We start from the raw sequence: 13,741 nt of genomic DNA, 5'->3' as shown, positions 1-13,741 counted from the left end.
GGAGCGCTCGCCGGAACCGGCGCGCGCCCCGCCGCCTCCGGCGTCAGGGGTCAGGCGTCAGGCGTCGATGCGCGAACGGTCGAGCGTCGCGGCCGAGTTGGTGATGAACTCCTTGCGGGGCGCGACCTCGTTGCCCATCAGCAGGTCGAAGGTGCGCTCCGCCGCCTCCAGGTCGCCGATGTTGATCCGGCGCAGGGTGCGGTGCCGCGGGTCCATCGTGGTCTCCGCGAGCTGGTCGGCGTCCATCTCACCGAGGCCCTTGTAGCGCTGGATGCCGTCCTTGTAGCGGATGTTCTTGCGGTCCAGCTCCAGCAGCGTCTCGCGCAGCTCGGCGTCCGAGTAGGTGTAGATGTACTTGTCCTGCCCCTTCTTGGGGTTGATCAGCTCCACCCGGTGCAGCGGCGGCACGGCCGAGAAGACCCGGCCCTCCTCGACCATGGGCCGCATGTAGCGCTGGAAGAGGGTGAGCAGCAGGGTGCGGATGTGCGCGCCGTCCACATCGGCGTCGGCCAGGAAGATGACCTTGCCGTAGCGCGCCGCGTCGATGTCGAAGGTCCGCCCGGACCCGGCTCCTATGACCTGGATGATCGCGCCGCACTCCGCGTTCTTGAGCATGTCGGAGACCGACGCCTTCTGAACGTTGAGGATCTTGCCGCGGATGGGCAGCAGCGCCTGGAACTCGGAGTTCCGCGCCAGCTTCGCCGTGCCGAGCGCGGAGTCGCCCTCGACGATGAACAGCTCGCTGCGCTCCACGTCGTCGCTGCGGCAGTCGGCCAGCTTGGCGGGCAGCGAGGAGGACTCCAGGGCCGTCTTGCGGCGCTGCGCCTCCTTGTGCTGCCGGGCGGCGATGCGGGTGCGGGCGGCGGCCACGACCTTCTCCAGCACGGCCCGCGCCTGCTGCTTGGCGTCGCGCTTGGTGGAGGTGAGGAACGCCTTGAGCTCCTTGGCCACCACGTTGGCCACGATCCGGGAGGCGGCCGAGGTGCCCAGCACCTCCTTGGTCTGCCCCTCGAACTGCGGCTCGGCCAGGCGGACGGTCACCACGGCGGTGAGGCCCTCCATGGCGTCGTCCTTGACGACGTCGTCCTCGGCGACCCGCAGCAGCTTGGTGGAGCGCAGCACCTCGTTGACCGTACGCGTCACGGCGCGCTCGAAACCGGTGACGTGGGTGCCCCCCTTGGGGGTGGCGATGATGTTGACGAACGACTTGACGGTGGCGTCGTAGCCGGTGCCCCAGCGCAGCGCGACGTCGACGCCCAGCTCGCGGGTGACCTCGGTCGGCGTCATATGACCGCGGTCGTCGAGGACCGGCACGGTCTCCTTGAAGGTGCCCTGACCGGACAGGCGCAGCACGTCGCAGACGGCCTTGTCCTTGGCGAGGTACTCGCAGAACTCGCTGATGCCGCCGTCGTAGTGGAAGACCTCCTCGCGGACGCCCTCGCCCTCGGGGTCGCGGGCGTCGCGGACGACGATCGTCAGGCCGGGCACCAGGAACGCGGTCTGCCGGGCGCGGTCGTACAGGGTCTCCAGGGAGAGCCGGGCGTCCTTGAGGAAGATCTGGCGGTCGGCCCAGTACCGCACGCGGGTGCCGGTGCGGGTCTTGGGGATCTTCTTGCCCTTGAGCAGGCCGCTCGCCGGGTCGAAGGGGGCGTCGGGGCCGGGCTCGGTGAAGATGCCGGGCACACCGCGGCGGAAGCTGATCGCGTGGGTGCGGCTGTTGCGGTCGACCTCGACGTCCAGCCGGGCGGAGAGGGCATTGACGACGGAGGCACCGACACCGTGCAGACCACCGGAGGCGGCGTACGAGCCGCCGCCGAACTTGCCGCCGGCGTGCAGCTTGGTCATGACGACCTCGACGCCGGACAGGCCGGTCTTGGGCTCGACGTCCACGGGGATGCCGCGGCCGTTGTCGCACACCTCGACCGAGCCGTCGTCGTGGAGGATCACCTCGATGCGGTCGCAGTAGCCGCCGAGCGCCTCGTCGACGGAGTTGTCGATGATCTCCCAGAGGCAGTGCATCAGGCCGCGGCTGTCGGTCGAGCCGATGTACATGCCGGGCCGCTTGCGGACGGCCTCCAGTCCTTCGAGGACGAGCAGGTGCCGCGCGGTGTAGTTGGATCCGTCCCGGTCTGCCCCGGTCAGCAACGCAGTGGACGGCACGGACGTCTCGGCGGTCACGCGGTTCGCTCCTCGCTGAATTTCTGACTGACCCGAGTTCGGGCACATGGGTGGCTCTGTTTGCCGTTCAGAGGGTACCGAGGCTTGATAGAGCCTTTGTGCCGCCACCCTTGGGAACGCCCATGCTAATCCAGAGTCGTGCATGTGTTCGATCCCTCGATGGGGTGACATGCACATCACGTTCCCTTCGAGGCATGAACCATTTAGGCTCCGGGCACGTCCTCAAGAACAACCCGGCAGCCAGCCGGGGGGACGACAGCCCCCAGCGATGTGAAACCGTAAGCCCACGCACTACGGCTCATTCGCCGCCAAATCGTCAGGATCCGGCTCACTCGGAAGCAACTTTCGAGGAAAAGCCACGAGCGGGAACGTTTTCGGCCTGGTTGGATGTTGACCCTGGTACGACAGCTCGTCGAGCTAGAGAAGAGGCGACGTGACTACTGTTCTGACCCCCGCGAGCCCGCTGACGGCCGCTGACCGCTGCGACCGGTGCGGCGCTCAGGCATATCTGCGCGTCGTGCTCCTGAGCGGCGGTGAACTGCTCTTCTGCGCCCACCACGGGCGCAAGTTCGAGCCGGAACTCAAGAAGATCGCCGCGGAGATACAGGACGAGACGGAGCGGCTGACCGCCGTGCCGGCGTCCCCGTCCGACGAGGACCGCTGAGTCCCGGTCCCGTAACGGAACGACTGCACATCGCATCCGACGACGAGCGAGGTCCCGCCGGTCCAGTGCGGGACAGCCGCGGGCGGCACCCCTTCCGGGGCTGCCGCCCGTTCTCGTACCCGCAACGCCCTCAGGGCTTCGGCGCAGCGGGCGGCGGCTTGGGAGTGGTCTGGGCCGGCGGCTTGGCAGGGGCCGGCGGTGCGGGGGGCGGCGGCGCCGGGTGCTGCGCCGGCGGCTGTGCGGGCGCCACAGGCGTCCCCGGCGGGACGTCGGGCCCGTGGGCCCGGACCAGGTCCGCGACGGCGGAGATCCGCGTATAGACCCCCGGACGGCCCGCCTGCGCGCAACCGCTCCCCCACGACACCAGCCCCACCAGCCGTCCCCGGGACACCAGCGGCCCTCCGCTGTCCCCCTGGCACCCGTCGCGGCCGCCCAGCGACAGCCCGGCGCACAGCATCGTCGCCGGCCGGTAGGTGCCCTCCGGGCCCCCGGGGTAGGCGCGCGCGCACGAGGCGTCCTCGAGGATGAGCACCCGCGCGGCGTGCAGCGTCTGCGCGTACGTGCCGTGCCCGGTCAGGTCGCCCCAGCCGAAGACGCCCGCCGTCGTGCCCGCCTCGTACGCGGAGTCGCCGGCCGGCGCCATGGCGATGGGCCGGACCTCCGGCACCGCCTCGGCGAGCGTCAGCACGGCCACGTCCCCGGCATTGGTCTCCATGCTGAACTCGGGGTTGACCCAGATCCGCCGCACCGGCACCTCTTTGCCGGTGGACGTGCGCATGTCGTCGCGGCCGACGATGACACGCAGGTCCTTCGCCTGCGCCACGTCCACGCCGAGCACCTCGCGGCTCAGGCAGTGGGCCGCGGTGACCACGGTCGCCGGGCCGAGCAGCGCGCCGCCGCAGAACTGCCCCGAACGGGCCGGGCCGAACCGTTCCCGGCTGGCCACCGCCACCGCCCACGGGGTGTCCACGACCTTCACCACCTGGCCCCCGACGACCCCCCGGTCCACCGCCCGGTCGACCGCCCGGGCCGGCGCGAGCACGGCGGCGAGCAGGACGAGCGCTCCCAGCAGCGGCAGACGCAGGACCCGGCGCACACGGCCTCCTGACGGGACGACAAAGAGACATCACTTGCTCACCCAGCGTCAGCCCCCCGCGCCCCGTGCGCATCCCGAATCGCGGGAGCGGCCCCCGAACGCCGCAGGGCCCGGCCCCTCCGAGGAGGAACCGGGCCCTGCGAACAGCCGATCGCCGCGGGCGACGGCGCGACTAGTCGAGGTAGTCGCGCAGCACCTGCGAACGGGACGGGTGGCGCAGCTTCGACATCGTCTTCGACTCGATCTGACGGATGCGCTCACGCGTCACGCCGTAGACCTTGCCGATCTCGTCGAGGGTCTTCGGCTGGCCGTCGGTGAGGCCGAAGCGCATGGAGACCACGCCGGCCTCGCGCTCGCTGAGCGTGTCGAGGACGGAGTGCAGCTGCTCCTGGAGGAGCGTGAAGCTGACCGCGTCGGCCGGCACGACCGCCTCGGAGTCCTCGATGAGGTCACCGAACTCGCTGTCGCCGTCCTCGCCCAGCGGGGTGTGCAGGGAGATGGGCTCGCGGCCGTACTTCTGGACCTCGATGACCTTCTCGGGGGTCATGTCGAGCTCCTTGGCCAGCTCCTCCGGGGTGGGCTCGCGGCCCAGGTCCTGGAGCATCTGGCGCTGGACGCGGGCCAGCTTGTTGATGACCTCGACCATGTGCACCGGGATACGGATGGTGCGGGCCTGGTCGGCCATCGCGCGGGTGATCGCCTGGCGGATCCACCAGGTCGCGTACGTGGAGAACTTGTAGCCCTTGGTGTAGTCGAACTTCTCCACCGCGCGGATCAGACCGAGGTTGCCCTCCTGGATCAGGTCCAGGAAGAGCATGCCGCGGCCGGTGTAGCGCTTGGCCAGGGAGACCACGAGACGGAGGTTGGCCTCCAGCAGGTGGTTCTTGGCACGCCGGCCGTCCTCGGCGATGATCTCCAGCTCGCGCTTGAGCTTGGGCGCCAGCTTGTCGGAGTTGGCCAGCTTGTCCTCGGCGAACAGGCCGGCCTCGATGCGCTTGGCGAGCTCGACCTCCTGCTCGGCGTTGAGCAGGGGGACCTTGCCGATCTGCTTGAGGTAGTCCTTGACCGGGTCGGCGGTGGCGCCGGCCACGGCGACCTGCTGCGCGGGAGCGTCGTCCTCGTCCTCGTCGGAGAGCACGAAGCCCTTGCTCTCGCCGGACTCGTCCTCCTCCTCGACCTTGCCGGGTGCGGCGGTGTCCTCGAGGAGGTCGTCGTCGAGCAGCTCGTCGGCGTCCTTCTTGCCGGCGGTCTTCTTGGCCGCCGTCTTCTTCGCGACGGTCTTCTTCGCCGTCGTCTTCTTGGCCACCGTCTTCTTGGCGGCGGTCTTCCTGGCAGGCGCGGCGGTCTCGTCGGCCTCGCCCTCGTACGCGCCGCGCTCGGCGGCCGAGGCGGCGGAGGACGCCGAGGAGGCGGCCGACGCGGCCGACTGCCGGGACGTGGTCGTCTTGGAGGAGACGGCCTTGGTGGCGGTGCGCTTCGCCGGGCTCTTCGCTGCGACGCTCTTGCGGGTGCGCTTGGGCGCCTCTGCGGCACTGACCATCAGCGTCACACCCTCCTCGTCGAGGACTTGGTTGAGGCTGCGCAGGACGTTCTTCCACTGGGTTGGCGGAATCTGGTCAGCCTCGAAGGCCCGACGCACGTCGTCGCCGGCGATCTGCCCCTCGGCCTTTCCCTGCTCGATGAGCGCCATCAGAGACTCGGATTCGGCGATCTCCGGCGGGAGCGTACGGGATGTGCTGGCCGACACGAACAACCTCTCGGAACGATGGGAACGGGGTTTGCGGCCCCGTCCCCGTGTGGATTGGGCCGACGTCCGCCGGCAGGGATGAGGCCGGCGGCGCGGGCGGCAGTGCAGAGCAACACAGCACCTCGGGCGAGGCTCGTATTCCCTCCGCGGCTACCACCTCTTTAGTCATCGCGCTGCCCCAAGGAGCGTTACGCCCAATCCTCGTGGCCCGAGTCACACCGCATTTCACAGCGAAGGCCCCTGAACTGGACAGATCGCCGCCTCCGGCATCGCCGGCCCGCCTTGGACGGCCCCGCACGGGACGGCCCGTCCGGCTCGCGCGCACGGCCGCTCCGGCCGTATGCGCATGCCGGACGAGCGGTCCCGCACGCACCGCCCGCCCGTACGGTCCCTCCCGCGCTCAGTGCTCGCGCGGCGCGGGGACCACGCGCTCGACCTCCGGGTGCGCGACGAGCAGCTGCCGCATCGCCGCCTCCGCCCCGGCGGCGTCGCCCGCCCCGACGGCGTCGACGATCCGCAGGTGCTGCCCGACGCCCGCCTCGGTGGGGCGGTCGCAGCCGCCGCCCGAGGCGCCCGAGACGTGCAGCGCCGCGGTGACGATCCCGGACAGGTGCTCCAGCATGCGGTTGCCCGCGACCTGGAGCAGCAGCGAGTGGAACTCGGCGTCGGCGCGCGAGAAGGTGAGGGAGTCGCCCTGGGCCAGGGCGTGCCCCATGATCTCGGCCATGTCGGCGAGGCGCTGCTGGATGTCCTCGCGGCCGTGCCCGGCGGCCAGCCGGGCCGCCAGCGGCTCGATGGTCCAGCGCAGCTCGCACAGCTCGCGGCGCTGGTCCTCGCGCTGGGGGCCGAAGGCGCGCCACTCGATGATGTCGGGGTCCAGCAGGTTCCAGTCGCTGACGGGGCGGACCCGGGTGCCGACGTTGGGGCGGGCGCTGACCAGCCCCTTGGCCTCCAGGACGCGCAGGGATTCACGGACGACGGTGCGGGAGACCTCGAAGCGCTGCCCGATCTCCTCGGGGACCAGCGGGCGGTCGGCGCCCAGGTCGCCGGAGACGATCATCTGGCCGAGCTGCTGTACGAGCTGGCCGTGCAGGCCCCGGCCCCGGCTGCCGGCGGCGCGGCGGCCGGCCCGGCTCAGCTCCGCGTCGCCGCCGTCCCATGCGGGGGCGGAGCCGCGGTCGGCCCCGGGGGCCTCCGCGTAGGAGTAGCGGTCAAGCTCGCCCGGACCGGCGAGGCCGGAGTCGGCGGAACGAGCCGCGGTCATCATGGTGTGCGCAAGGGTACTCACGCTTCCTTTGTCGGCGACACCTCCAGGCCCCTTGAGGTCTTTGGTGAAAAGCACACGAAAGGGTGATCGCCCATTACCTCGCAATTGACGCCCAAACGGACAGAAAGGGCAGAGGTCAGGGGCGGGTCATCACACAGCGTGAGTCGGCTTGCCGGTCTTCTCCCGTCTCTCCGGACTTGTTGTCACTCTGCGTCCTCCCTCGCCCTGAGCGTCGCAATAGCACAGCCCTCACCTCGGGCGCCCACGGAACACGGTGAGGACGTACGCGCCGAGCAGCACGGCCAGCGCCAGCGCGAGCGCCCACCCGGCGGGCTGCCGCACCAGCCGCAGCGCCGAGGCGAGCGCCCCGTCGAGCCCCGCGGGCCAGTGCATCAGCGCCGCCGAGCGCAGCCGTTCCGGCAGCCCCACCAGTGACCGGGCCGCGGGCCGCGCCAGCAGCCCGCCCACCACGGGGACGACGAGCGTGGGCACCGCCAGCACCGCCACCAGCCCCAGCGCCGTCGACCGGAACAGCCCGGCGGTCAGCAGCCCCGCCCAGGCGCAGCCGAGCGCCAGGCCGGCCCAGGCGGCGAGCCGCACGTCCCATCCGCCGGCCAGCAGGGCCGCCGCGTCCCCGAAGAGCAGGTCGACGGCGAGCGCGTCGAGCACCACCCCGGCCACGGCCAGGAACAGCGCCGTCGCGGCGGTGACGGCCAGCTTCGCGCCGAGCAGCGCCAGCCGGCGCGGGACGGTTCCCTGGTCGGGGGCGAGCGCGGGGTAGCGGAACTCCTCGCCGAAGGAGAGCGCGCCCAGCAGCCCGGCGCCGAGGGCCGCGGGCGGCAGCGGGAACCACGAGGGCCAGCCGGTGAGCAGGCGCGGGGCGGGCGCCCCGGCGCGCGCGAGCAGGACCGAGGCGACGAGGGAGGCGCCGAGCGACAGCGCCATGACCGTCCACGCGGTGCGCACGCCCAGGGCCCGGTGCAGCTCGTAGCGCAGCGGCCGGGCGGGGGCGGGGCCCGGCAGACGGGGCAGTACGGCGGCCGTGGCGCCGGCCGGACGCGACGGGCGGGTCGGGCCGGGCGGGCGCCCGGCGGGGGCCTGCGCGCTCCGCCCGGGGTCCGCACGCCCGTCGGCGCGCTGGAGCGGGGTCACGGGGCCGGTGTCGGCGGTCTCCTCGGCGAGCCGGTGCAACAGGATGCCGTGCCGGTACGCGGTCTCGCCGACGGTCGCACAGGTGCTGTTGTAGACGTGGATGCTGCTGCCGCTCTGCTGCACGATCTCGACGGGCGGGCTGCCGGTCGTGGCACCGAGGGCCTCGGACTCGGTGGCGAGCAGGTGGCCGAGCCGGCCGGCCAGCGGCGACTGCACCACGACGCGCGGCCGCAGCCGGCAGCCGGCGAACTCCGCGACCTCCTGGTCGGCCACCAGCCGTCCCTGGTCGATGGTGACGACCCGGTGGGCGATGCGGGCCGCCTCCTTGGGGTCGCGGCAGGTGACGAGCACGGTGCCGCCCTGGGCCGCGTAGCCGCGGAGCAGGCCGTGCAGCCAGGCCGTCTCGCGCGGCGAGAGGCCCTTCGCGGGCTCGTCGAGGACGAGGGTGTGCGGGTCGCCCAGGAGGGCCGAGGCCAGGCCGAGACGGCGGTCCATGCCGAGGGAGAAGTCGCCGAGGCGCAGGTCGGCCAGGCCGCTGAGGCCCACGACCTCCAGGACGTCGTCGGCGCGCCCGGCGGGCACGCCCGCGGCGGCGCTGAGCATGCGCAGGTGGCTGCGGGCGGTGCGGGCGGGGTGGCCGGGGACGTCGCCGAGGAGGGCGCCGACCTCGCGGGCGGGGTGCGGGACGCGGTCGAGGGTGCGGCCGCGGAACAGCGCGACACCGCGCCCGGCGTCGAGCCGCAGCACCAGCCGCAGGGCGGCGGTCTTGCCGGCGCCGGGGGCGCCGAGCAGGGCGGTGACGTGGCCCGGGCGGGCCTCGAAGGTCAGGTCGTCGACGGCGGGGGGCTGGTTGCGGCGGGTCACGCTGGTCAGTCCGATGGCCTGGATCATGGCTTCACTCGCGGAACGACGGCACGTACCGGAGCACCGTAACCCGGTATGTCCTATTTGCTGCGCAGCGTCGCCGGACGGTTCCGCGCATCACCCTGACGAGCGGCCGGGCACCCCGGCCGGGCCGCCGCCGGCTACGCCTCGGGGCGCAGCATGGGCGGGTTGAGCAGCGTGGCGCCGCCGGCGCGGAACAGCTGGGCCGGACGGCCGCCCTGCCGCGTCGTGGTGCCGCCGGTGGGCACGAGGAAGCCGGGCGTGCCGGTCACCTTGCGGTGGAAGTTGCGCGGGTCCAGCGCCACGCCCCACACGGCCTCGTAGACCCGCCGCAGCTCGCCGACGGTGAACTCCTGCGGGCAGAAGGCGGTGGCCAGCGACGAGTACTCGATCTTCGACCGGGCGCGCTCCACGCCGTCCGCGAGGATCCGCGCGTGGTCGAACGCCAGCGGTGCCCGGACGTCGCCGTCGCGCCCGTACCCGGCGGGGTGCAGCAGCTCCTCGACGGGCACCCAGCTGACGCTGCGGGCGTCGCCGCCGGGGCGCGGCGCGGGCAGGTCGGGGGCGAGCGCCAGGTGCGCCACGCTCACCACCCGCATCCGCGGGTCGCGGCCGGGGTCGCCGTACGTCGCCAGCTGTTCGAGGTGGGCGGCGTTGGGCGCGACCGGGCCCGCCGGGTCGTGCGCGAGCAGCCCCGTCTCCTCGGCCAGCTCCCGGGCCGCGGCGGTCTCCAGGTCCTCGTCGCCCCGCACGAACCCGCCCGGCAGCGCCCACCGCCCCTGGAACGGCGGCTCGCCGCGGCGGACGGCCAGCGCGCACAACGCGTGCCGCCGTACGGTGAGCACCACCAGGTCGACGGTGACGGCGAAGGGCGGGAAGGCCGACGGGTCGTAGGGCATGACGCGATCATAGTCGTCTGCCTGACGATAATCAGGCCGTTCGGCACCCCTCTCCGCAGGTCCGCCGGGCAGGCCGGCCCGCACGTCGCTCACACCCTCAGCTGGAGACCGTCGGCGGCCTCCTCCACCATGCCCAGGCCCAGCCTGCTGACCCTGACGGCGAACGGCTGCTCCGCCACACGCAGCCCCGTCAGCCTCAGCTCCCCCAGCGGCGCCGACCGCGGCGGACGGACCGTCACCCCGCCCGCCGGCACGTCCGGCCGCACCCCCGCCAGCGCGGTCAGCAGCTGCACGGCCCCCGCCGCCGCCACGGCCGCGGGCCGGCAGGCGGCCGGGTGCGGCAGCGGCGTGCTGCCGGCCGTGCGCTGCTCCCCGGCGTACATCTCCGGCAGCCGGTGCCCGAACGCCTCGGCCGCGTCCAGCACCCCGCGCAACAACCCGGCCGCCTCGTTCTCGTAACCGGCCGTCAGCAGCCCCGCCACGGCGACCGCCGTCTCGTGCACACGGACGGCCCCGCTGCGGTGCCCGAAGGGGTTGTGCCCGGGCTCCTTCGCGCCCAGCCCGCGCAGCCCCCAGCCGGAGTCGAGGGAGGGCCCGCCCAGCAGCCGGGCCAGCTGCTCGGTCCGCACCTTGTCGAGCAGCCCCGGGGCGTACCGCCCGCCGCCCAGGAGCCCGGTGTCGAGCAGGTGGGCCGCGGCGCACCCCAGGTGCGGTATGCGTCCGCCGCCGGGCGTCAGGGCGGTCAGCGGCCGCCCGCCGCCCAGGTCGTCGGTCCAGAACTCGTCCCGGAAGCGCTGCCGCAGCGCCTCTGCCCAGCCGCGCAGCTCCGCAGCCCCGGGCCGCCCGTGGCTCTCCAGCAGGTCCGCTCCCAGGACCGCCGCCCGGTGCGCATGGGCCTGGGTCTCGCAGCGGTACGGGCCCCCGGGCACCGGGTCGGCGAGGAAGTCGCCCTCGGCGGCGGTGTGCCGCAGCCACGCCAGGCACCGCTCGGCCGCCGGCAGCAGCGCCTCGGTCTCCTGCTCGGGCAGTCCCCACCGCCGTGCCTCGGCCAGCACGACGGGGAACAGCAGCGTCGCCTCGATGCCGGTGCACCCCGGTGGCAGATGCGGCCCGGCGTGCCGCAGCGGCCCGGGAATGCGCCCGCTGTCCGCTCCGGCCCCGCCCACCTGGCCCCGGGCCAGCGTCCGCAGCGTCCCGGCGGCGAGCCGTACGCCCAGGGGCAGCGCCATCCGTGCCGCCCACAGAGCCTCGGCCGGCGCCAGCTGGCCGCAGCGCCAGGGGATGCCCGCCGCGAGATGGACGTCGCCGGCCCGCTCGGGGTCGCGTACGAGCAGCGCCCGCAGGTCGTCCAAGCTCGCCGCCAGCAACGCCGCCGCGCGCGGGTCGTCGCCCTCGGCCGTGGCCTCGCCCCAGGGAACCGCCGCGGCCCGGCCCGGGGCCGGCGCCACCGCTCCGCCGGAGGCGCCGTGCGGTTCGGGCCGCACCCGCAGCTCCACGCTGCGGCTGCCACCGGGCGGCAGCCGTATCTCCCAGCGCAGCAGTCCGGCGGAGGCCACGACGTCGCCGGGCGGCGGGTCGGCCATGACCACGGACTGCGCGCCCCGCGCCGACCAGCGCAGCCCGGAGGCGTGCACGCCCGCCGGGAGCTCGGGCCCCGCCAGGCCCGTGGCGACGGCGCCCAGTTCGGCGAGGTCCGTGCCGAGCACCACCTCCAGCGGAACCCTCAGCTCGCGGACCGCCGCGCTGCGCAGGGTGATGCGCTCGACCCCCTCGGCCTCCCGCAGCCGCTCCACGGTGACCACCGGGTCGGGCCCCGCGTCGGCACCGGTGCGCACGGTCCCCACGAAGCGGGCCCGGTCCGCGGCGAGCAACCGCCCCTGGAGGGGCACCGGCTCGGCGCCCGCCACCCGGACCCGGCACCGCGCCAGCAGCCGGCGCCCGGACCGGTAGAACCCTTCGAGTCCCTGCCCGTCGAGCTGCCCGTGGACCCCGGAGACGACGAGCGCCGGGAGGGCCACGCAGATCAGCGCGTCGTGCACGGGTTGCGGTCCCGGCGCCCGGACCGAGCCGGTGCGCCGCTGTTCGGGCGGGCGGTGGACGGAGGGTCCGCCGGTGGCGATGCTCTGCACTTCCCTGGGCTCCCTGGGCACGTCACGGACCGGAACGACCGACAACGAGTGCGGGCCACCCAGGTGAACGGCGCGGGCACCGCCGAGGTCACGGTGGCCGCGCGGCGGGCCCGCCCCGCGCGACCCGCAGTACGGCTTCACCTCCTCCCCCGCGCTCCGCGCTGGCCCACACGCCGGCGCGTGGCAGCCTTGCCCGCCGGTCCATTGGCCCCCGCGGGCCCACTGGGCCGCCGCGGCCCTCCGGGCGCGGTGGAGGCCAGGGCACCCTGCGGGGGCACGTCCGCAGTGGGGGCGGGCGCGGGGGCGGGGTCGGCCGCCGGGTCGGGCAGGGCGAGCTGTTCGGGCACGCCGGCCGGCGGCCCATCGGCTGCGGGCGCCTCGGGGGCGGCGGCCCTGGGGGCGGGGGCGGGGGCCGTGACCGGGGAGGCGTCGGGCGCAGCCGGGGCGGGAGTCGCCGTACGGGCTGCCTCGCGGGCCTGCCGGGTCTCGCGGGCGTCGCGTTCCTGGCGCAGGCAGCGGCGCAGCAGTTCGGGGTCCATGCCCTCGTTGCAGGCCCGGTGCAGCAGCTGGGCGAAGAGGTAGTCGGGGTCGGCGTGCAGCGCCTGGCCGAAGGCGACGCGGGCCTCGGGGTGGTCGCCGAGGGACCACGCGACCCATCCGGCGAGGGTGAGCGGGGCGGCGGCGTGCTCCCCGTACGGGGTGACGCAGCGCCTGGCCAGGGCGCGCCAGACGCGGAGCATGACCGGGGCGGACGGTCCCTCCATCCACTCCGCCGCCTGGTCGCGCGTGACGCGGTCCTGCAGGCCGAGCACGATCATGGCGGCCTCGTCGGGGGAGACCAAGGCGTCGTCGCGGGCGTCGGCCTCCTTCCGGGCGGGGGCCGCGGGGGTTTCCTGGAAGCGGTCCCGCACCAGGCCGATCAGGGCCAGCGTCTCGCGGCGCACGGTCTCGCTCTCGCCGCGGATCAGGATGCGCGGGATGAGGTCGGCGGCGGCCTCGTGGAACGCGGTCTCCTGCTCCACGGCCCGCGCGCCGGTGAAGGGTGCGTACCGGGCCTCCATGTCCCGCAGGCTGCCCCGCACCTGGATCCCGGCGTAGGTGGCGGCCGCCGCCATCACCGTGGTGCCGGGCAGGGCGAGGGGCGTTCCTTCGGCGGGGCAGCAGCGCTCGTCGGGGCAGCAGTAGGACCAGAACCGCCCGTCCGAGAGGCACAGGGCCTCGTACACGGGCACCTCCAGCCGGCCGCAGGCCACCCGCAGGCTCTGGGCCAGCGGGCGGAGCCGCTCGACGGCCTGGACGGCCGTCTCGCCCGCGCGGGGTTCCTGGCAGAGGTAGAGGACGATGCCGTCGGGCCGGGTGCCGTGCCGGGTGCAGCTGGTGACCAGCGTCTCGGCGAGCTGGTCGCTGACGTCGGCCCATTCGTCGGTGTTCGCGGGGATGCCGAGCCGGAGCCGGCCGCCGAAGCGGCCGCGGGCGCCGTGCAGGGCGAGGAGGACGATGCTGTCGGTCGGTTGAAAGCCCATCAGGTACGGGAGGGCGTCGGCGAGTTCGGCGGCGGTGCGCAGGGAGACCAGCTGGGCGTCGGGCTCGGAGGAGGAAGCGGAGGAGGCGGAGGAGGCGGACGGGCTGAGTGATTCGTCGGGCTGCGTCATGGCCCGAGCGTCCCGTGATCCGCTCGGGCCCCGCCAGCCCTGTGGATAACTTCCGGAGCGATGATCACATCA

Annotated in this window: 8 protein-coding genes and 1 pseudogene; 1 reads left to right on the top strand and 8 read right to left on the bottom strand. The window is 74.1% G+C overall.

Annotated features, from left to right (window positions below):
• Positions 1-57 precede the first annotated feature (57 nt).
• A complete protein-coding gene (locus IE305_RS00350; protein ID WP_190127291.1) occupies positions 58-2,178 on the bottom strand; it encodes a DNA gyrase/topoisomerase IV subunit B in 2,121 nt (706 codons plus the stop codon).
• Between the two features lie 433 nt (positions 2,179-2,611).
• Between IE305_RS00350 and IE305_RS00345 the strand changes: the two genes are divergently transcribed.
• Entirely contained in the window at positions 2,612-2,842 is a 231-nt protein-coding gene (locus IE305_RS00345; protein WP_190127290.1) for a DUF7455 domain-containing protein, read from the top strand.
• 292 nt (positions 2,843-3,134) lie between these two features.
• Here the strand turns inward: IE305_RS00345 and IE305_RS00340 are convergent.
• The 7 genes and pseudogenes from IE305_RS00340 to IE305_RS00310 form a co-directional block, all read right to left on the bottom strand.
• A pseudogene (locus IE305_RS00340) lies at positions 3,135-3,938 on the bottom strand (S1 family peptidase); the annotation flags it as partial.
• 172 nt (positions 3,939-4,110) lie between these two features.
• The gene (locus IE305_RS00335; protein WP_268255809.1) at positions 4,111-5,685 is read right to left on the bottom strand and encodes an RNA polymerase sigma factor; all 1,575 of its coding nucleotides are present in this window, start codon (positions 5,683-5,685) and stop codon (positions 4,111-4,113) included.
• Positions 5,686-6,085: 400 nt separating this feature from the next.
• Entirely contained in the window at positions 6,086-7,027 is a 942-nt protein-coding gene (locus IE305_RS00330) for a FadR/GntR family transcriptional regulator (protein ID WP_308440219.1), read from the bottom strand.
• A gap of 174 nt (positions 7,028-7,201) precedes the next feature.
• The gene (locus tag IE305_RS00325) at positions 7,202-8,995 is read right to left on the bottom strand and encodes an ATP-binding cassette domain-containing protein (RefSeq protein ID WP_190127286.1); all 1,794 of its coding nucleotides are present in this window, start codon (positions 8,993-8,995) and stop codon (positions 7,202-7,204) included.
• Between the two features lie 134 nt (positions 8,996-9,129).
• Entirely contained in the window at positions 9,130-9,888 is a 759-nt protein-coding gene (locus tag IE305_RS00320; RefSeq protein ID WP_190127285.1) for an NUDIX hydrolase, read from the bottom strand.
• Between the two features lie 89 nt (positions 9,889-9,977).
• Positions 9,978-12,017 carry a glycogen debranching N-terminal domain-containing protein gene (locus IE305_RS00315; protein WP_373311481.1) on the bottom strand — a complete coding sequence of 680 codons (2,040 nt, stop codon included), beginning with the start codon at positions 12,015-12,017 and terminating at the stop codon, positions 9,978-9,980.
• Positions 12,018-12,154: 137 nt separating this feature from the next.
• The gene (locus IE305_RS00310) at positions 12,155-13,669 is read right to left on the bottom strand and encodes a DUF4192 domain-containing protein (protein ID WP_190127284.1); all 1,515 of its coding nucleotides are present in this window, start codon (positions 13,667-13,669) and stop codon (positions 12,155-12,157) included.
• Positions 13,670-13,741 lie beyond the last annotated feature (72 nt).

The organism is Streptomyces mashuensis (assembly GCF_014654785.1).
Classification (GTDB): Bacteria; Actinomycetota; Actinomycetes; order Streptomycetales; family Streptomycetaceae; genus Streptomyces; species Streptomyces mashuensis.
This window is presented reverse-complemented; position numbering and strand designations above follow the sequence as displayed.